The organism is Micromonospora peucetia (assembly GCF_900091625.1).
Classification (GTDB): Bacteria; Actinomycetota; Actinomycetes; order Mycobacteriales; family Micromonosporaceae; genus Micromonospora; species Micromonospora peucetia.
The window spans coordinates 509853-528561 of record NZ_FMIC01000002.1 but is presented as its reverse complement, the minus strand read 5'-3'; the positions used below and the strand labels follow the sequence as shown (position 1 = coordinate 528561).

The following is an 18709-nucleotide window of genomic DNA, read 5'->3' as shown; positions in this document are numbered from 1 at the left end:
TACCTCCCAGAATTTAGGATGTCCAGATGGTGGGAGTCACTACTACCGAGCCGAGGACCCTGGCCGAGAAGGTCTGGGACGCGCACGTCGTGCGGTCCGCCGCGGGCGAGCCCGATCTGCTCTTCATCGACCTGCACCTGCTGCACGAGGTGACCAGCCCGCAGGCCTTCGACGGACTGCGCCTCGCCGGGCGCGGGGTGCGCCGCACCGACCTCACGCTCGCGACGGAGGATCACAATACCCCGACGGGGTACGCCGACCCGTCGTTCCGCCAGCGCCGCGGCGACCTGCTCACCATCGCCGACCCCACCTCGCGTACGCAGATCGAGACGCTGCGCCGCAACTGCGCCGAGTTCGGGGTCCGGCTGCACCCGCTGGGCGACGAGAACCAGGGCATCGTGCACGTCATCGGCCCGCAGCTGGGCATCACCCAGCCGGGCATGACCATCGTCTGCGGCGACTCGCACACCGCCACCCATGGCGCGTTCGGCGCGCTCGCGTTCGGCATCGGCACGAGTGAGGTCGAGCACGTGCTGGCCACCCAGACGCTGCCGCAGAGCCGGCCGAAGACGATGGCGGTGAACGTGACGGGGCAGCTCGGCCCCGGGGTCACCGCCAAGGACCTGGTGCTCGCCCTGATCGCCCAGGTCGGCACGGGTGGCGGACGCGGGCACATCGTCGAGTATCGCGGCGAGGCGATCCGGTCGCTGTCCATGGAGGGGCGGATGACCATCGCCAACATGTCCATCGAGTGGGGTGCCAAGGCCGGCATGATCGCGCCGGACGAGACCACCTTCGCGTACCTGAAGGGGCGACCGAACGCCCCGAAGGGCGCCGACTGGGACGCGGCGGTCGCCTGGTGGCGGACCCTGCCCACGGACGAGGACGCCACCTTCGACGCCGAGGTGACCCTGGACGCCGGCGCGGTGACCCCGTTCGTCACCTGGGGCACGAACCCGGGCCAGGGCGCGCCGCTGGGCGCACTGGTGCCCGCCCCGGAGGAGTTCGTCACCGAGGCCGAGCGGACCGCCGCCCGCCGCGCGCTGGAGTACATGGACCTGCGCCCCGGCACCCCGCTGCGGGACCTCGCGGTCGACGTGGTCTTCGTCGGATCCTGCACCAACGGCCGGTTGGAGGACCTCCGGGCCGCCGCCGACGTGCTGCGCGGGCAGCGGGTCGCCGACGGGGTGCGGATGCTGGTCGTGCCCGGCTCCGCCGCCGTCCGCGAGGCGGCCGAGACGGAGGGGCTGGACAAGGTCTTCACGGACGCCGGTGCCGAGTGGCGCTTCGCCGGCTGCTCGATGTGCCTGGGGATGAACCCGGACACGCTCTCTCCGGGCCAGCGCTCCGCGTCCACCTCCAACCGTAACTTCGAGGGCCGCCAGGGCCGGGGCGGACGTACCCACCTGGTCTCCCCGCCGGTCGCCGCCGCCACCGCCGTAGCGGGCCGGCTGGCCGCTCCCGCCGACCTGTAGAAGGGCACCCAGATGGAAAGGTTCACCACCCACACGGGTACCGCCGTGCCGCTGCGGCGGTCCAACGTGGACACTGATCAGATCATCCCCGCCGTGTACCTCAAGCGGGTGACCCGGACCGGTTTCGCGGACGGCTTGTTCAGCGCCTGGCGCGAGGACCCGGAATTCGTGCTGAATGATCAAACCCATTCGGGTGCGTCGATTCTTGTGGCCGGTCCGGAGTTCGGCACCGGCTCCTCCCGGGAGCACGCCGTCTGGGCGCTGCGGGACTGGGGATTCCGTGCCGTGATCTCACCCCGCTTCGGCGACATCTTCCGGGGCAACGCGCTCAAGGAGGGTCTGCTCCCGGTCGAGCTGGAATTGAAAGCGGTCGAGGAGATCTGGGATCTGGTGGAGGCCGATCCGACCACCCCGGTCACCGTCGACCTGACCGCCCGCGAGGTGCGTGTCGGCGAGGCCGCCTGGTCGTTCCCGATGGACGACTTCAGCCGCTGGCGGCTGCTGGAGGGCTTGGACGACATTGGACTCACCCTTCGCCACGAGGCGGAGATCAGTGCCTTCGAGGCCACCCGGCCGCCGTTCCTGCCCTCGGTCGCATAGCCGTTCGCCCGATCCCACAGCGGTTTCCGCCCCCGCCGGCCTCGTCGGCGGGGGCGAATCCGTTACGACACAAGGGCTTTTTTCGGCCGAATGTTTGTGTCCCGGCAGCACAGGGCATACCGTGCGCGCAGAATGGCTCGCGTCGAGTCAGTTGCACAATCGGGAGGAAATCGTGAACAAGGCCGAGCTCATCGAGGCGCTCGCCGTTCGCCTGGGGGACCGGAAGACGGCGACGGCCGCGCTGGACGCGGTCCTCGCTGAGGTCCAGGCGACGGTCACCAAGGGCGAGAAGGTGGCGATCACCGGATTCGGAGCGTTCGAAAAGCGCGTCCGGGGCGCCCGAACAGCGCGCAACCCGCGGACCGGCGAGGCGGTGAAGGTCAAGAAGACATCGGTTCCGACCTTCCGTCCCGGCGCCGGATTCAAGGAGATGGTGGCCAGCGGCAAGGTGCCGAAGGCCGCAGCGGCGGCGAAGAAGACCACAGCCGCCGCCAAGACGACGGGCGCAGCCAAGACCACAGCGGCTGCCAAGACGACGACTGCCAAGGCGACCGGTGCGAAGGCCGCCGGGGCCAAGGCGACCGGGGCGAAGGCGACCGGTGCCAAGGCGGCGGGTGCGAAGGCGACCGGCACCAAGGCGACCACGGCGGCGAAGAAGGCCTCCGCGGCGAAGGCGACCAAGACCACCGCGACCACCAAGGTCGCGCCGGCGAAGAAGAGCACTGCGGCGACGAAGGCCACCGCGGCGAAGAAGACCACCGCGGCGGCGAAGAAGGCCCCGGCGGCCAAGAAGGCCACCGCGGCGAAGAAGACCGCGGCCAAGAAGGCCCCGGCCAAGAAGTCCGCAGCCAAGAAGGCCGCCACCAAGCGCTGAGCCAGAAGGCCGCGACCAGGCGTCGAGCCAGGAGGGCCGCGACCGGGCGCTGAAATCGAGCGGTACGCAGGGGCGTCCACCGACAGGTGGGCGCCCCTTACCGTGCCCACCCCCGCCCGTTGACCGGGACCGTGCCCCGCCCGCAGAATCGCCGCACCCCTTCCGGTCGGCGAAAGGCAGCCCATGCGCTACCGCCACCTCACCACCGTCACCCTCGCCCTGGGCGTCGTGCTCCTGGCCGACGTGCTGCGTGTCTTCCTGCCGGCCGTCATCACCATCTTCGGGCAGGCCGCCTCGACCCCCGCCGAACTGCTGGGGGCCTTCGCGTTCGGCTGGTTCCTGCTCGCCCTGGCCGCGCCCGCGCTGGTCCGCCGGGTCGGCGCCCGCCCCGTCACGCTCGTCGCCGCGGTGCTGCTGGTCGTCGCGCGTCTCGCCGTCAACGGCCAGCCGGGCGGGCGGCTCCAGCTCTGGCTGGCGACGGCCGGGCTGCTCGCCGGGCTGGTCTGGCTCGCCGGTGTCGCCGCCGGCACCGATCGCCCCGTACCCGGGCTGGCGCTCGGGCTGGCGCTCAGCGCCTTCGTACACACGGTGCTGGACACGTACCGCTCGGCGTTCTTCGGAGCCTGGCCGGCGTGGCTCGCGGCCGTCGTGGTCGGTGGTCTCTTCCTGGCGGGGCAGGCGCGGCCCACGCCGCCGGCCGGGACAGGCGGCGTACGGAGTTGGCTGCTGGCCGGGCCGGCGCTGCTGCTCGCCGGCATGGTGGCGCTCTCCCCGGCGGTCGCCCGGACGGCGACGTCGTACCAGTTCGGTCTGCTGCGGTCGGATTCCGCCGACGAGGTGGGGGTGGCCACGGTGCCGCTGTTCGGCGCCGTCCCGCTCGCCGTGGCGGTCGGTGGCTTCCTGCTCGCCGCGCTGGCGTCGCCCCGCCGGGGGGCCTGGCGCTGGCTCGGGCCGACGGCCCTGGTCGGCGGGGCCGTTCTCGTCGCTCTCGAACGCGGGGACCTGCTGCTGCCGGCAGTCCTGCTCAGCGCCGTCGGTCTCGGCGCGTGCCTGGCATCGGCCGGCGCGGTCGACGGACCGGCTGGGAACGGCGCCGACGAGGCTCGTGCTCCGGCCGTAAACGGCGACGCGCACGCCGAGCAAGGACCGGCACGGGCGGCTGAGCGGGGCCCGGCGCGGGCGGCCGAGCGGGATCTGGCACGGGCGGCCGGGCGACGCGGGTACGCCGCGGTCGCCGGGATGCTCGTCTTCGCCGTCGCGGCGGTCGCCTACTACTCCGCCTACGACCTCGGTCACCCCAACGCCGGGGTGCCGGTGGTGGTGGCGGTGCTGGTAGCCGCCGTCGCGCTGGCCGCCCGGCCCGCCCCGGGGCCGGTCCGGCCGTCGGTGCCGCCGGTGTGGACCGCCGCCTCGGCCGCCGTACTGACGCTGTTGGCCGCGATCGCGAGCGACGAACTGCTGTCCGCCAGCAACCGGGACGGGCCGCCGGACACGGTGCGGGTGGCGGCGTACAACGTCCGGATGGGGTTCGGGATGGACGGCCGCTTCGACCCGGACGCGCTGGCGCGGGCCGTGGCCGGGGCCGACGTCGTGGCGCTCAGCGAGGTGGACCGGGGCTGGCTGCTCAACGGCGGCCACGACACGCTCGACCTGCTGGCGGAACGGCTGGACATGCCGTACGTCTTCGCGCCGGCCGCCGACCCGCTGTGGGGGGACGCGGTGCTGAGCCGGTGGCCCCTGGACGCGGCGCGGACCCGGCCGTTGCCGGCGGTCGGCGCGCCGACCGGGGCGCAGGCCCTCGGGATCACGGTCGACCTCGGCGGGGACGTCCGCCTCGCGGTGGTCGCCACCCATCTGCAACCGCCACCCGGCGAGGACCCGGTGGTCCAGGCCGGCGCGGTCGCCGACTTCGCCGTCCGGTACGCGGCCGGCCGGCCGCTGGTGGTGGCCGGCGACCTGAACACCGAACCGGGCGACCCGGCGTTCGCCGAGTTCACCCGGGCCGGCCTGGTCGACGCGCTGGCTGCCGCGCGTCCCCTGCCGACCAGCCCGGCGGACGAACCGCGCCAGCAGATCGACCACATCTTCGTCACGCCCGACCTGGCCACGGCAGACCCCGCCGCCCCACCCGGGACGGCCAGCGACCACCTGCCGGTCGTGGTGACCCTGACGCTGCCGCCAGCCTGACCCGCCGCGTGACCGGGTCAGGCACGGCCCCGGTCAGAGCCGGTCGACCGCGAGCAGGTGGTCGCCGGCGAAGGCGAGCAGCCAGCCGCCGCCCTTCGGGGTGGTGAAGTCGTCCGCCCGCCCGCTGAGCCGGGCCAGGGCGCCCGGAATCACCTTGCCCTGGCCGCACACCCCCACCGGCTCGCCGGTGGCCGCCAGCGCGGCCAGGCGGGCGGCGGCGGCCAGCACGCACTCGTCGGGCTGCTGGCCCGGCCGGGGCTCGTCCAGGTCGCCGTCGATCTCGATCGGCAGGTCGAGCAGCGCCGCCGCGGGGTCGAGCGTCTGTACGCAGCGACGGGCCGAGGCCGACAACAGGCGTACCGGGCGGAGCAGCGCCACCAGCGGGGCGAGTGCCCGGGCCTGCGCCCAGCCCCGGGCGTCGAGTGGCCGGCCGGTGTCGGGGCCCGACCAGGTGGCCCGCCGGCCGGCGTGGGCGTGCCGGACCAGCGCCATCGTGCCGGTGACCGTCGGCAGGGCCGCGAACGCGGCCAGCACCTCCGCGTCGTGCGGGTAGCTGACCAGCCGGATCGCCTCGTCGACGCCGAGCCAGCGCACGTCGTCGACCTCGGTGGCCGGCTGGAAGCCGCCGGTGGCCACCGCGCGCATGGACCAGTAGTCGACCACCTTCGGGCGGCCCTCGCTGCGGTAACGCACGGTGGGCAGCCGTACCTGTGGCACCGCCCGGACGTCGGACTCCTCGGCCACCTCCCGGACGGCGGCGAGCAGCGGATGCTCGCCCGGCTCCAACTTGCCCTTGGGCAGCGACCAGTCGCCGTAGCGGGGCCGGTGCACCAGGCAGACCCGTACCGCGCCGGGCGGCGCGGGGGCGGCGTCCGCGCTCCCGGAGGTCGGTTCGGACTCGTCGGCGGGGCGCCACACGACACCACCCGCCGCCCGGATCGGCGGCGTCGCGTCGGGGATCCCGGCCGGCCAACCCCGACCCGGGCCGGCCGCGTCCGGCTCATCCAGCATCTGGTCAGCCTATGCGGGTACGGGTCAGCCCGCCGTGCCACCGACCCGACGCAGCAGCAACTCCTGGAGGTGGACCAGCGGCTCCTCGGCCGTGCCGGTACGCCGGCTCCAGGTGCCGTCCGCCGCCAGTTCGAACGCGTCCACGTCGGGGCTCATCGCGGCGGTCATCACGTGGTCCAGTTCGGCCCTGGCGACCGGGTCACTCACCCGCACCAGCGCCTCGACCCGGCGGTCCAGGTTGCGGTGCATCAGGTCGGCCGAGCCCATCCAGAACTCGGCGTCGCCGTTGTTGCCGAACCGGAAGATCCGGGAGTGTTCCAGGAACCGGCCCAGGATGGAGCGGACCCGGATGTTCTCCGACAGGCCGGGCACCCCAGGTCGCAGCGTGCACATGCCCCGGATCACCAGGTCCACGTGGACGCCGGCCCGGGATGCTCGGTAGAGCGCGTCCGTGATCTTCTCGTCGACCAGTGAGTTCACCTTGAGCTGCACGAGCCCGGGCATGCCCAGCCGGACGTGTGTGATCTCCCGTTCGATCCGCTCGACCAGCCCGCTGCGGATGCCCTGCGGCGCCACCAGCAGCCGCCGGTACGCGGTCTGCCGGCTGTAGCCGGTGAGTACGTTGAACAGGTCGGTCAGGTCGGCCCCGATCTCCGGGTCGGCGGTGAGCATGCCGAAGTCCTCGTAGAGCCGGGCGGTCTTCGGGTGGTAGTTGCCGGTGCCGATGTGGCAGTAGCGGCGGATCTGGTTGCCCTCCTGGCGTACCACCAGGGCGGTCTTGCAGTGCGTCTTGAGCCCGACCAGGCCGTAGACGACGTGGCAGCCGGCGCGTTCCAGGGTGCGCGCCCAGCCGATGTTGGCCACCTCGTCGAAGCGCGCCTTCAGCTCGACCAGCACCACCACCTGCTTGCCGGCGGCCGCCGCGTCGACGAGCGCGTCCACGATCGGGGAGTCGCCGCTGGTGCGGTAGAGGGTCTGCTTGATGGCCAGCACGTCGGGGTCGGCGGCGGCCTGCTCGATGAAGCGCTGCACGCTGGTGGCGAACGAGTGGTACGGGTGGTGCACCAGGATGTCGCCGTCGCGCAGGGTCGCGAAGACGCTGCGCGGCACCTCGCCCTCGGTGAGCCGGGGGTGGGTGGCCGGCACGAACGGCGGGTCCTTCAGGTCCGGCCGGTCGGCCTCGTTGTAGAGCCGCCAGAGCGCGGAGAGGTCGAGCAGGCCAGGCACCCGCAGCACCTCCTGGTCGTGCATGTCCAGCTCGCGGACGAGCAGCTCCAGCACGTGGTCGGAGATCGAGGCGGCCACCTCCAGCCGGACGGGCGGGCCGAACCGGCGTCGGGCCAGCTCCCGTTCCAGGGCCTGGAGCAGGTCCTCGTCGCGGTCCTCGTCGACCTCCACCTCGGCGTTACGGGTGACCCGGAACAGGTGGCACTCGACCACCTGCCGGCCGGAGAAGAGCTGCCCCAGGTGCACCGAGATCAGGTCCTCCACCGGCAGCATCCGCACGCCCGGCAGGTCGCGGTGCACCCGGACGAAGCGGGGCACGTTGTTCGGCACCTTCACCCGGGCGAAGAACTCCGAGCCGCCGTCCGGGTCGCGGACCGCCACCGCGAGGTTGAGCGACCGCCCCGAGATGTACGGGAAAGGGTGTGCCGGGTCCACCGCCAGCGGAGTCAGCACCGGGAAGATCTGCTCCCGGAAGTACGCGCGCAGCCGGTCCCGCTCGGGGTCGTCCAGGTCGGCCCAGCGCAGGATCCGGATGTCCTCGGCGGCCAGCTTCGGCAGCACCTCGTCGGTGAAGCAGGCCGAGTGCCGGGCGACCAGCGTCGCGGCCTTCTCGGCGACCAGTTCCAGCTGGGTGCGCAACGGCATCCGGTCGCCACCGCGTACCGGCAGGCCGGCCTGGAGGCGGCGCTTCAGCCCGGCGACCCGCACCATGTAGAACTCGTCGAGGTTGCTGGCGAAGATGGCCAGGAACTTGGCCCGCTCCAGCAGCGGCGTGCGCGGGTCCTCGGCGAGCGCCAGCACCCGGGCGTTGAAGTCGAGCCAGGAGAGCTCCCGGTTGAGGAAGCGATCCTCCGGCAGCGGCTCCGCCGCACGCGGCTCGTCCCCGAGACCCGGCGCCGCCGCCCCGGCCGGCGGGCCGGGCACCGGGTCCAGCACCTCCTCCAGGCCGGCGGAGGCGGCCGCCGCGTCGTCCGCCCCCGGGGTTCCGTCGGCGCGGGCACGGCCGTTCGCGCCCCGGGACCGGGCGCCGTCGCGGGCGGTCGGATCGGTCTGCGGTCGGTTGGCGGGGTGCTTGCGAGGGGTGCTCACCCGCTCATAATCACCCGGATGCGGTTAACGCAAAACGAACTTCGACCGACCGCTCAGGCCATCGTCGGCAATGTCACCCGGACCACCTCGCCGGTGGCATCGGTGTCGACGCGCAACCGCTGGCCGAGGCGGAGTAGCCGCAGCCCGGAGGCGTCGAACGCGCGGGCCGGGAAGGCCAGCTCGGTGCCGTCGTCGAGGAGCAGCGTCCCGCTGCGGGTCGCCGCGTCGTAGGTGGCCACCGTGCCCTGCATGTCCCGCAGGCTACACGCCGCTCAGGCCGCGCAGCCGGCGGCGGCCAACGCGGCGGTGCGCGGTCCCAGCCCGAGCCGGGCCGCTGCGGCCAGGTCGTCGGCGGTGTCGACGTCGCGGCGCAGGCTCGGCCAGTATCCGGTGAGGGCGAGCGCCCCGCTCGCGGCGTGTGCGGCGGCCGAGCCGATCCCGAAGCGGGGGTCCAGGGGCACGCCCGGCGGTGCGGCCAGCAGCACGGTGCCCCGGCCGGGGGCGTCGGCGACGTACCGGCGTACCTCCGGGGGCGGGGCCTGCGCCGCGTACAGCGCCGCCGCCAGTTCGGCCGGGCGCAGCGCGGGCAGGTCGGCGGTGAGCCCGGCCACCCAGCCGCCGCCGGCGGCCGACGCGCCGTGCCGGAAGGCGGCGTTCAGGCCGGCGCCGGGGGCGTCGGGCAGGGTCCGGGCGCCCACGCGGCGGGCGGTCTCGGCCACCCGGGCGTCGTCGGTGACGACCAGCACCCCGGCCACCGCCGGGCAGGCCCGCACCGCGGCGACGGTGTCGGCGGCCAGGGCCAGCGCCAGCTCCTCGTGCGGTACGGCCGGCAGCGCCCCCCGCAGCCGGCTCTTCGCGGCGGCGAGGCGCTTCACCGGCACCACCACGGTCCACCTCGGCTGACTCACACCGCCATCCTGCCAGCCGTACGGCGGTACCCTCTCTGGCCGGACCCGGGTCGAGCAGGCATGATTTCCGCTGCGGGCATCACCGGGGTGCGGATCCGGTGCGGGTCGGGGCGGCACGAGGAGGCGCGGTGACACGGCGGAGGCTGGGGTTCTGGCAATGGTTCGCCGTGGTGCTGGTCAAGCCGGTGCTGACCGTCTGGACCCGGCGCACCTGGCGCGGCACGGAGCACCTGCGCCGCGACGGCGGTGTGATCATCGTGCCGAACCACATCTCGCACGCCGACCCGCTCGTCGCGGCCCACTTCGTCTACGACGCCGGCCGCTGGCCGCAGTTCCTCGGCAAGGCCAGTGTCTTCCGGGTCCCGGTTATCGGCTGGATCCTGCACCGGTGCCGGCAGATCCCGGTCGAGCGGAACACCGTGGACGCGGTGCGGTCGCTGGACTACCTCGTCGCCGCGCTCGACCGGGGCGGCGCGGTGGTGATCTACCCGGAGGGCACCATCACCCGCGAGCCGGACCTGTGGCCGATGAAGGGCAAGACCGGAGCGGCCCGGCTCGCGCTCGCCACCGGGGCGCCGGTGGTCCCGGTCGTCATGTGGGGGCCGGAGCGGATGTTCGACCCGCGCCGGGCCCGACTGGACCCCCGCCCCCGGATCCCGGTGACCGTGGTCGCCGGGCCGCCCGTCGACCTGGGCCGGTGGGCCGGGGCGACCCCGACGAAGGCCGTCCTCGAGGAGATGACCGACACCATCATGCTGCGCCTTCGTGACATGCTCACCGAGATCCGGGGCGGCACGCCGCCGCCGTTGTGGGAACGAGCGGGCCGTCCTGCCGGGGAGGCGGCGGCGTGAGCGGGCACGTCGCGGTCCTGGGGGCCGGCTCGTGGGGCACCGCGTTCGCCAAGATCCTCGCCGATGCCGGCCGGGACGTCACCGTCTGGGCCCGCCGGCAGGCGGTCGCCGACACGATCCGCGCCGAGCGGCGCAACCCGGAGTACCTGCCGGACGTGCTGCTGCCGTCCCGGGTCACGGCGACCGGGGACGCCGCCGAGGCGATCACCGGGGCGGAGGTGGTGGTGCTGGCCGTGCCGTCGCAGACGCTGCGCGGCAACCTGGCCGGGTGGGCCGCGCACCTGCACCCGGACGCCACCCTGGTGTCGCTGATGAAGGGCATCGAGCTCGGCACCACCAGACGGATGAGCGAAGTGATCGTGGAGACCACCGGGGTGGCGGCGGACCGGGTGGTGGTGGTCTCCGGTCCCAACCTGGCCCCGGAGATCGCGGCCGAGCAGCCTGCCGCGACCGTGGTCGCCTGCACCGACGCCGACCGGGCCACGCTGGTGCAGCGTTCGATCACCACCTCGTACTTCCGCCCGTACACGAACGACGACGTGATCGGCTGCGAGTTGGGCGGCGCGGTGAAGAACGTGATCGCCCTGGCGTACGGCATCGCGGTGGCGATGGGCTTCGGCGACAACACCCGGGCCACGCTCGTCACCCGGGGGCTGGCCGAGACGGCCCGGCTCGGGGTGGCCCTCGGCGCCGACCCGCTCACCTTCGCCGGCCTGGCCGGGATGGGTGACCTGGTCGCCTCCTGCTCGTCGCCGCTGGCCCGCAACCGCACCTTCGGTGAGCACCTGGGCCGGGGCGCGACCCTGGAGGAGGCCCGTATCGCCACCCGGCAGACCGCCGAGGGCGTCAAGAGCGCGCTGGCCCTGCGCGACCTGGCCCGGGCGCACTCGGTGGAGATGCCGATCACCGAGCAGGTCGAGATGGTCTGCCACGAGGGCATGGACCCCCGGCTGGCCGTGACCACCCTGATGAGCCGCACCACCAAGCCGGAGTGAGCGACATGGCCGACCAGCACGACGGCACCCGCTGCGTCCGCGCCGGCCTGCCCGAGCCGGTTCCCGGCCAGCCGTTCCTGCCCGGGCCGGTGTTCGCCGCGCCCTACCACCTGGATCCGTGGGCGGGGCCGGCGGCAGCGCCGGACGGCTACGGCCGGTCCGACAACCCCACCCGGCGGCTGCTGGAGGCGGCGGTCGGGGAGTTGGAGGGGGGCGACTGCCGGGTCTTCGCCAGCGGGCAGGCCGCGATCACCGGGCTGTTGCTGACGGTGCTGAGGCCGGGGGACACCGTGGTGCTCCCGTCGGACGGATACTTCTCCGTCCGGGCCTTCGCCGCCGACACCCTGGAAGGCATCGGGGTCCGGGTGCTCCTCGCCCCGACCGCCGGCCCGCACCCGGGGTTCGACGGCGTACGCCTGGTGCTGCTGGAGACCCCGGCCAACCCCGGCCTGGACGTCGCCGACGTGGCGGCGCTGGCCGCCCGGGCGCATGCCGCCGGTGCGCTGGTCGCGGTCGACAACACCACGGCCACGCCGCTCGGGCAGCGTCCGCTCGACCTGGGCGCCGACGTCGTGGTGGCCTCCGGAACCAAGGCCCTGACCGGGCACTCCGACCTGCTGCTCGGCTACGTCGCGACCCGCTCGGCCGAGCTGCGGGACGCGGTCACCGCCTGGCGGAACGCCACCGGGGCGGTGCCCGGCGCGTTCGACGCCTGGCTCGCGCACCGGTCGCTGGCCACCCTGGACCTGCGGCTGGCCCGGCAGACCGCGAACGCTCAGGCCCTCGCGGGGCTGCTCGCGGGGCGTGCCGACGTGACCGGGGTGCGCTGGCCGGGGCTGCCCGGCGACCCGGCCCACCTGGTGGCGTCGGCGCAGATGCGCCGGATCCCCGGGGTGCTCGCCTTCGATCTCGGCGACGCCGATCGGGTGGCCCGGTTCCTCGACGCGGCCCGGCTGGTGTTCGCGGCGACCTCCTTCGGCGGCCCGCACACCACCGCCGACCGGCGGGCCCAGTGGGGCGACGACACCCCGCCCGGCTTCGTCCGGCTCTCCTGCGGGTTGGAGGACGCCGTCGACCTGGTCGCCGACGTGGCCGCCGCGCTGGACGCCAGCCGGTGAGCCGGGCGACGCCGGTTGCCGCACCGTGTGACGCCGGTTGCTGCGCCGAGCGCCGCCGGTGAGCGTCTTCTCCTTCCGCCCCGACCGGTCCGCCCTCGTGCGCCGGCTACGCACCGCCGGCTGCGTCTACGCCGAGGACGAGGCCGAGCTGCTGATCGCCGCCGCCGATTCGGCCGGGACGCTGGCCGGACTGGTCGACCGCCGGGTCGCCGGGCTGCCGCTGGAACATGTGCTCGGCTGGGCCGAGTTCTGCGGCGAACGGATCGCCGTCGACCCCGGCGTGTTCGTGCCGCGGGCGCGTACCGCCCTGCTGGTCGACGTCGCCGTCGCGGTGACCGGGCCGGCGGCGGCCGTGGTGGACCTGTGCTGCGGTTCCGGCGCCACCACGGTGGCGCTGGCCCGCCGGCTCGCGCCGCGCTGGCTGGCCGCCGCTGACGTGGACCCCGCCGCCGTGGCCTGCGCCCGCCGAAACCTGGCCCCGCTGGCCGTCCCGGTCTTCCAGGGCGACCTGTACGACCCGCTGCCGGTGCGCTGGCGGGGCCGGCTGGACCTGGTGCTGGCCAACGCCCCGTACGTGCCGACGGCGGCCGTGGCGTTGATGCCGCCGGAAGCACGGCTGCACGAGGCGCCGGTGGCCCTCGACGGCGGGCCGGACGGGCTGGCGGTGCTGCGTCGCGTCGCCGAGGGCGCGGCGCGCTGGCTGGCCCCGGGCGGGCACCTGGTGGTGGAAACGGGACAGACGCAGGTGGACGCGCTCCGCGCGGCGCTGACCGCCGTGGGACTGCACCCGACGGTGACCCGGGACGACGACCGGGACGCCACCGCCGTCACGGCCCGCCGCCCCGGCTGACTCCGGCCGTCACGTCGCCGGCCGGGCTGCCGATCCGGGCGGGAAGCCCGGCGGTCGGCATGGCCGGCGCCCGTGGGGTGGCCATCGCGGCACTGGAGGCGCTGCGTGCGGGTCGTCCGGTGGTCGCGGGTTGACCCCGCCGGGCGACGGCCCCACCGGCTCCCGACGGTGGGACCGTCGCCGACGGGCGCCGGCACGACGTGGTCAGCGGGCGCGCCGGCGCCCCGGAGGGAGGGTCAGTGTCCGGGCGGCGCCCCGACGAAGGTGGCCCATGCGGCCGGCGGGAAGAGCAGCGCGGGGCCGGACGGGTCCTTGGAGTCGCGGACGGCGACCGTGTCGGGGATGACCGCCATCTCCACGCACGCCCCCTCGTCGCCGCTGCGGCTGCTCTTGCGCCACCGCGCCGCACCCAGCGCCGCGCTGATCGTCGGTGTCATCGTCCTACCGTCCCTTCCGGAGTTGGAGGAGCAGGTCGCGGCTGTCCGTCGGGCTGAGCGCGACGGTCCGCAGGTGCTCCATGATCTTGGTGCAGGTGCGCAGGTCGCCCGGCCGGTCGAGGACCATCTGCCCGGCTACCGTCTCCACCGAGGCGATGATCGGGTCCTCGGGGTCTGCGAACTCCAGGATGTGCAGCGAGCCCCGGGTGCCCCGGTGGTAGCCGGCGGAGAGCGGTATCACCTGGACCGTGATGTTGGGCAGCTCGCCCATCTTGACCAGGTGTTGCAGCTGGGTCTCCATCACCGGCCGGTCGCCGACGGGCCGCAGCAGCGCGCCCTCGTCGATGATGGCGTCCAGGATCGGCGGCTGGTCGCCGATGAGCCGCTGCTGCCGGTCGAGTCGGAACTGGACCCGCTGCTCCACCTCGTCGTCACGCAGGGTGTGCGGGCCGCCCCGCATTACGCCTCGGATGTAGTCGGCGGTCTGCAAAAGCCCCGGCACCACCGACGGTTCGAAGTTGGCGATGCCGGTCGCCTCGGCCTCCAGCGCGATGAAGTCGATGGTTCGCCGGTCCAGCAGGTGCGAGTAGGACACCCACCAGCCGGGCTTGCGGGCGTCCTTGGCGAGCTGCACGGCGGCGACGACCTCGTCCGCGCCGACTCCGTAGAGGGTGAGCAGGGCGCGCACGGTGGCGGGGCTGACCAGCGTCTGCGCGTTCTCGTAGCGGGACAGGGTGCTCCGGGTGCTGCTGATCTCGTCCGCCGCGGCCTCCAGCGTGAGGCCGGCGGCTTCCCGGTGGGTGCGTAGCGCGATGCCCAGTCGGCGGGCGCGGGCGGTCTTGGGAGCCATGCATCGATCGTCGCACATCTTTCCGGGAACGTGTAGATGAGAGAGCGTCGATGAGAGTTGCATTCATGGCTGTGAACATGTCAGTCTGTTGTCGCGTCCTCACTGCCGGTTGTCGTGGCGACGGTGGTGGTGAGTGACCGGAGGGGATGGGGCGCGCGGCGATCGGGTTTCTCCCCCGTACCCGATCGCTGCGTGCCACGCCCCGTGGCCCACCAGCCGGAAGGGGCTCGACGTGCGTACTGCTCAACAGGCCCGCGCCGACCGCGCCGGTGGGCACCGATGACGCGCTTCCTGGTGGTGCTCACCGACGTCCGTCCCGCCGAGAGCGTCGGCCGCGACGAACGCAACTGCCCCGAGCGCCGCCGCCAGGTGGTCGGGGCGAACAGCCGGGAGGCGGCCGACCGGATCGCGGGCGCCTTCATGGCGCTGGGCATGGTGCGGGCGGGCCGGCAGCGGGTCAAGGTGATCGCCATCGGCCGCCGGCACGCGCGCGGCTGACGCCGCCGAGAACGGTGCGGTCGCCGGAGACGGCCCCGCCAGGTGGAAGGCCCACCCCGGCAGGCGGCCCGGCCCGGCGGGAGGCGCGGCCCGGCGCCCCGCCGGGCCGTCCGGCGTCACAGCATCCGGCGCCGCTTCAGGTACGCGACCAGGTCGTCGTAGACGCCCCCCTCGTTGGCGAACATCGCCACGTTGCGGGCCGTGGCCATCCACGGCTTCGTCGACGGCCGGACCTCCTTCGCCGCCCGCTCCAGGTCCCGGTGCTCGATCATCCGCACCTCGCCGGTGCGCACCGAGTCGGCCATCGCGAACTCGGCGGCCGTCTCGCAGAGGTGGGCCAGGTCGGCGCCCGAGTAGTCCTCGGTCGCCGCGACGATCTTCCGCAGGTCGATCCCCGCGATCGGCCGGTCCCGCAGGTGGTACTCCAGGATGGACCGTCGCGCCTCGGCGTCCGGCGGCAGCACCAGCACCACCCGGTCGAGCCGCCCCGGCCGGCGCAACGCCGGGTCGACGTCCCACGGGGTGTTCGTGGCGGCCAGCACGAAGACCCCCTCGTTGCTGCCCTCCATCCCGTCCAACTCCGCCAGCAACTGGTTGCCCAGCGTCCGCATCGAACTGGAGCCGACCTGGGAGCGCTTGTGCCCCAGCGCGTCGACCTCGTCGAGGAAGAGCACGCAGGGCGCGTTGCGTCGGGCCGCCTCGAACAGCTCGTGCAGGTTGCGCTCCGAGTTGCCCATCCACATGTCCAGCACGTCCACGATGGACAACGAGATGAACTTCGCGCCCATCTCCCCGGCGACCGCCCGGGCCAGGAAGGTCTTGCCGCAGCCGGGCGGGCCGTAGAGCATCAGGCCGCCACGGAGGCTCTTGCCGTACATCCTGCGCAGTTCCGGGTTGCGCAGCGGGCCGAGGAAGGCCAGCTCCAACCGTTCCTTGACCGCCGTCATGCCGCCCACGTCGGCGAGCCGGATGCCGGAGGCCTCCACGTCGTACACCCGGTCGGAGTGGCCGGCCACCGGCTCCGGCTCGTCGCCGGCGCGGGCGAAACGCGGCGGCACGATGTCGGCCAGTTCCTGCTCGTAGGCGGCGAGCGGATCCTGGCCGGCGGTCGCGGCGGGACTGCCGGGCCCGGCCGGTGCCGGCGGCTGCGGGCCCGCCGGCGGCTGCGGGCCTGCCGGGGGCGGCGGGCCCGCCGGGGGCGGCGTCGGCGGCGGGGGTACGGGGCCACCCAGCGCCCGCTGCATCAGCGCCTGCGCCTGGCCGTTGCCCGGATCCCGGGCGAGCGCCTGCCCGACCTGCGCGATCGCCTCCCCGGCCCGGCCGGCGTCCAGCAGCAGCGCGGCGAGATGCAGTCGCAGCGGCAGGTCGTCCGGGCGGGCGTCCAGCGCCGCCGAAAGGGACTCGATGAGGGGATCAGCGCTCATAGGACGTGCAGCGTAGTGGGCCTCCCGTGCCGTCACCGCCCCGGATCTCAGTGCGGGACCTTACGCAACGTATATCCTTTGTTGACCGAATGCGGTGTCGCGCCGCGTGTCCCGGGTATCGCCAGCCGGCCCCCGCCACGCACAGTAAGGTCAACCGGGTGAGCGCCACGACCGGAGCAGTCGCGTACGAAGAGGTGAAACAGTGACCACCCCAGGCAGGACCCGCGTGGCGATCGTCTTCGGCGGCCGTAGCCCGGAGCACGGCATCTCCTGCGTCAGCGCCGGCAGCGTGCTCGGAGCCCTCGACCCGGACGAGTTCGAGGTGGTGCCGGTGGGCATCACCCGGGCCGGTCAGTGGGTGCTGACCAGCGGCGACCCGGCCCAGTTGGCGATCGACGCGCGCCGGCTGCCGGAGATCACCGCCGAGTCCGGCACCGACATCGTGCTGCGCGCCGACCCGACCGGCAACGGGCTGATGGTGCTCGACCCGACCGAGGGTCCCCGGGCACTCGCCGACGTCGACGTGGTCTTCCCGGTGCTGCACGGCGCCTACGGTGAGGACGGCACCATCCAGGGCATGCTGGAGATGGCCGGCATCCCCTACGTCGGGGCGAACGTCTTCGCCTCCGCCGCAGCCATGGACAAGGAGTTCACCAAGAAGCTCTGCGCCGCCGAGGGCATTCCGGTGGGCCCGTACGCGGTGCTGCGCAACGGGATGACGCTGAGCGAGGCCGACAAGGAGCGGCTCGGCCTGCCGGTCTTCGTGAAGCCGTCCCGGGCCGGTTCGTCGTTCGGCATCACCAAGGTCGACGACTGGGCGGCCCTGGACGCGGCCGTCGCCACCGCCCGCCAGATCGATTCGAAGGTGCTCATCGAGGCGGCGGTCGTCGGCCGCGAGATCGAGTGCGGCGTGCTGGAGAGCGAGGCCTCCGGTGCGCCGGAGGCGTCCGTGCTGGCCGAGGTCCGGGTGGTCGGGGACTACGACTTCTACGACTTCGAGGCGAAGTACATCGACTCCGAGTCCGCCTGCGAGTACGACATCCCCGCCGGCCTGCCCGAGCGGGTGACCCGTCAGGTCCAGGAGTACGCCGTCCGCGCCTTCACCGCGCTCGACTGCGCCGGCCTGGCCCGGGCCGACTTCTTCGTCACCCCGGAGCTGGACGTCTACCTCAACGAGATCAACACCATGCCGGGCTTCACCCCGACGTCGATGTTCCCTCGGATGTGGGCGGCGTCCGGGCTGGAATACCCGAAGCTGGTCAACCGCCTCATCCGCACCGCCCTGCACCGCGGCACCGGCCTGCACTGAGCTGGATTGCGGGGGAGGGGCCCTTCCTGACGCCTGACGTACAGGAAGGGCCCCTTCCTGACCTCTTGCCCACGCCAGACGCGGCGGGGGGTGGGGCAGGGGGCGGGGTCAGCCCTGGCAGCCGCTCGGGGCGGCGCCGGAGGGCACCGTGGCCACGAGGGTGTCCGAGATGGGGGAGACCCACTGCAACGCCGGTCCGTAGCTGCGCGGCACGCGGACCGTGACGGCCGTCTCCCGGTCCAGCGTGGTGAGCACGGTGGCGTCGGCCTGCTCGGTGGCATGCCAGCAGACCCGGTTGACCGTCCAGACGTCGTCGGTCTCGCCGACGGTCGGCTCGGCCCCGCCGCAGGCGACGGTGACCGCCGGGTCGCCGTACGCGGCGTTCTGCTCCGGGCCGGCGGTGACCGGACGCTGCGGGAGGTCGTTGACCGTGGCTGGCAACTGGGAGAGCAGGGCCCGGCAGACCGTGGCGGGCCGTTCGGCCAGCGCCGGCGCGGCCATCTCGACCGGCGCGGTGGACCGCGGGCCGGCGGTGGTGGCGGTCGCGCTCGGCGTGGCTGCCGGCTCGGCCCGCTCGTTCGAGGAGAGTTGGGCGAACGCGAGGCCGCCCACCAACACGGTGATCGGCAGCGCGATCAGCGTCGCGACCAGCGCGGCGCCACGGGTCGTCCGGTCGCGGGCCGGCCGCTCGGGGGCAGCCTCGTCCGGCTGGGCGGAATCGGTCACGGGGGAGTCAGTGATCTTGTCCACTTACAGGCGCACCACCGAACACGTGAGGGTGCGGGTGATGCCGGGCACCATCTGCACGTTGCTGACGATGAGTTTGCCGAGCTCGTCGACGGTGTTCGCCTCGGTGAGCACGACCACGTCGTACGGCCCGGTGACGGCGTCGACGCGTACCACGCCGGCAAGGTCCGAGATGAGACCGGCCACGTCACGCGCCCGTCCGACCTCGGTCTGGATGAGGATGTACGCCTGAACCACGACTCGACCTCCGTCCGTCGCC

At 73.9% G+C, this 18709-nt stretch carries 19 protein-coding genes; 10 read left to right on the top strand and 9 right to left on the bottom strand.

Translation table 11 applies throughout. From position 1 onward, the window contains the following. Nucleotides 1-26 precede the first annotated feature (26 nt). The 4 genes from leuC to GA0070608_RS02855 all read left to right on the top strand — a co-directional run bounded on the left by leuC (nucleotide 27) and on the right by GA0070608_RS02855 (nucleotide 5136). Nucleotides 27-1475, top strand: coding sequence for a 3-isopropylmalate dehydratase large subunit (gene leuC, locus GA0070608_RS02870; protein WP_091621147.1), 1449 nt, complete (start codon nucleotides 27-29; stop codon nucleotides 1473-1475). 12 nt (nucleotides 1476-1487) lie between these two features. Next, nucleotides 1488-2075 carry a 3-isopropylmalate dehydratase small subunit gene (gene leuD / locus GA0070608_RS02865; RefSeq protein ID WP_091621145.1) on the top strand — a complete coding sequence of 196 codons (588 nt, stop codon included), beginning with the start codon at nucleotides 1488-1490 and terminating at the stop codon, nucleotides 2073-2075. Nucleotides 2076-2247: 172 nt separating this feature from the next. Further along, nucleotides 2248-2949: an HU family DNA-binding protein gene (locus GA0070608_RS02860; protein WP_176733927.1), complete on the top strand. Its 702-nt coding sequence runs from the start codon at nucleotides 2248-2250 to the stop codon at nucleotides 2947-2949. 183 nt (nucleotides 2950-3132) lie between these two features. Continuing rightward, nucleotides 3133-5136 carry an endonuclease/exonuclease/phosphatase family protein gene (locus tag GA0070608_RS02855; protein ID WP_091621137.1) on the top strand — a complete coding sequence of 668 codons (2004 nt, stop codon included), beginning with the start codon at nucleotides 3133-3135 and terminating at the stop codon, nucleotides 5134-5136. A gap of 33 nt (nucleotides 5137-5169) precedes the next feature. Here GA0070608_RS02855 and GA0070608_RS02850 read toward each other — a convergent pair whose 3' ends face one another. From GA0070608_RS02850 to cofC, 4 genes are read right to left on the bottom strand one after another with little or no spacing between them, the layout of a single operon-like run. Next, a complete protein-coding gene (locus GA0070608_RS02850) occupies nucleotides 5170-6147 on the bottom strand; it encodes an NUDIX hydrolase (RefSeq protein WP_091621133.1) in 978 nt (325 codons plus the stop codon). A gap of 24 nt (nucleotides 6148-6171) precedes the next feature. Further along, nucleotides 6172-8463, bottom strand: a complete 2292-nt coding sequence (locus GA0070608_RS02845; RefSeq protein WP_091621130.1) for an RNA degradosome polyphosphate kinase — start codon at nucleotides 8461-8463, stop codon at nucleotides 6172-6174. A gap of 53 nt (nucleotides 8464-8516) precedes the next feature. Then, nucleotides 8517-8714, bottom strand: a complete 198-nt coding sequence (locus GA0070608_RS02840; RefSeq protein ID WP_176733620.1) for a cold-shock protein — start codon at nucleotides 8712-8714, stop codon at nucleotides 8517-8519. 21 nt (nucleotides 8715-8735) lie between these two features. Next, nucleotides 8736-9371: a 2-phospho-L-lactate guanylyltransferase gene (gene cofC / locus GA0070608_RS02835; RefSeq protein ID WP_091621121.1), complete on the bottom strand. Its 636-nt coding sequence runs from the start codon at nucleotides 9369-9371 to the stop codon at nucleotides 8736-8738. Between the two features lie 128 nt (nucleotides 9372-9499). Between cofC and GA0070608_RS02830 the strand changes: the two genes are divergently transcribed. From GA0070608_RS02830 to GA0070608_RS02815, 4 genes are read left to right on the top strand one after another with little or no spacing between them, the layout of a single operon-like run. After that, entirely contained in the window at nucleotides 9500-10222 is a 723-nt protein-coding gene (locus GA0070608_RS02830; protein WP_091621117.1) for a lysophospholipid acyltransferase family protein, read from the top strand. After that, nucleotides 10219-11217: an NAD(P)H-dependent glycerol-3-phosphate dehydrogenase gene (locus GA0070608_RS02825; RefSeq protein ID WP_091621115.1), complete on the top strand. Its 999-nt coding sequence runs from the start codon at nucleotides 10219-10221 to the stop codon at nucleotides 11215-11217. The genes GA0070608_RS02830 and GA0070608_RS02825 overlap by 4 nt, the downstream gene beginning before the upstream one ends. Before the next feature lie 5 nt (nucleotides 11218-11222). Continuing rightward, nucleotides 11223-12335: a cystathionine gamma-lyase gene (locus GA0070608_RS02820; protein WP_411970806.1), complete on the top strand. Its 1113-nt coding sequence runs from the start codon at nucleotides 11223-11225 to the stop codon at nucleotides 12333-12335. A 58-nt stretch (nucleotides 12336-12393) separates the two neighbouring features. Beyond that, nucleotides 12394-13185, top strand: a complete 792-nt coding sequence (locus GA0070608_RS02815) for a putative protein N(5)-glutamine methyltransferase (RefSeq protein ID WP_091621108.1) — start codon at nucleotides 12394-12396, stop codon at nucleotides 13183-13185. Nucleotides 13186-13421: 236 nt separating this feature from the next. On the opposite strand, the gene GA0070608_RS02810 is transcribed toward GA0070608_RS02815, so the two are convergent. Together GA0070608_RS02810 and GA0070608_RS02805 are read right to left on the bottom strand one after the other, a co-directional pair. After that, entirely contained in the window at nucleotides 13422-13622 is a 201-nt protein-coding gene (locus GA0070608_RS02810; protein WP_091621105.1) for a DUF397 domain-containing protein, read from the bottom strand. Nucleotides 13623-13626: 4 nt separating this feature from the next. Continuing rightward, nucleotides 13627-14472, bottom strand: a complete 846-nt coding sequence (locus GA0070608_RS02805; RefSeq protein WP_091621102.1) for a helix-turn-helix domain-containing protein — start codon at nucleotides 14470-14472, stop codon at nucleotides 13627-13629. A 279-nt stretch (nucleotides 14473-14751) separates the two neighbouring features. On the opposite strand from GA0070608_RS02805, the gene GA0070608_RS02800 reads away from it, so the two are divergent. Then, nucleotides 14752-14970, top strand: coding sequence for a hypothetical protein (locus tag GA0070608_RS02800; RefSeq protein WP_091621099.1), 219 nt, complete (start codon nucleotides 14752-14754; stop codon nucleotides 14968-14970). 116 nt (nucleotides 14971-15086) lie between these two features. On the opposite strand, the gene GA0070608_RS02795 is transcribed toward GA0070608_RS02800, so the two are convergent. Next, on the bottom strand, nucleotides 15087-16394 hold the full coding sequence (locus tag GA0070608_RS02795) for an ATP-binding protein (RefSeq protein ID WP_091621096.1): 1308 nt from the start codon (nucleotides 16392-16394) through the stop codon (nucleotides 15087-15089). 202 nt (nucleotides 16395-16596) lie between these two features. On the opposite strand from GA0070608_RS02795, the gene GA0070608_RS02790 reads away from it, so the two are divergent. Continuing rightward, entirely contained in the window at nucleotides 16597-17703 is a 1107-nt protein-coding gene (locus GA0070608_RS02790; RefSeq protein WP_091621093.1) for a D-alanine--D-alanine ligase family protein, read from the top strand. A 108-nt stretch (nucleotides 17704-17811) separates the two neighbouring features. On the opposite strand, the gene GA0070608_RS02785 is transcribed toward GA0070608_RS02790, so the two are convergent. Both GA0070608_RS02785 and GA0070608_RS02780 read right to left on the bottom strand, forming a co-directional pair. Further along, the gene (locus GA0070608_RS02785; RefSeq protein WP_091621090.1) at nucleotides 17812-18453 is read right to left on the bottom strand and encodes a DUF3515 family protein; all 642 of its coding nucleotides are present in this window, start codon (nucleotides 18451-18453) and stop codon (nucleotides 17812-17814) included. Beyond that, nucleotides 18454-18687, bottom strand: coding sequence for an Lrp/AsnC ligand binding domain-containing protein (locus GA0070608_RS02780; protein WP_091621086.1), 234 nt, complete (start codon nucleotides 18685-18687; stop codon nucleotides 18454-18456). Nucleotides 18688-18709: the final 22 nt, after the last annotated feature.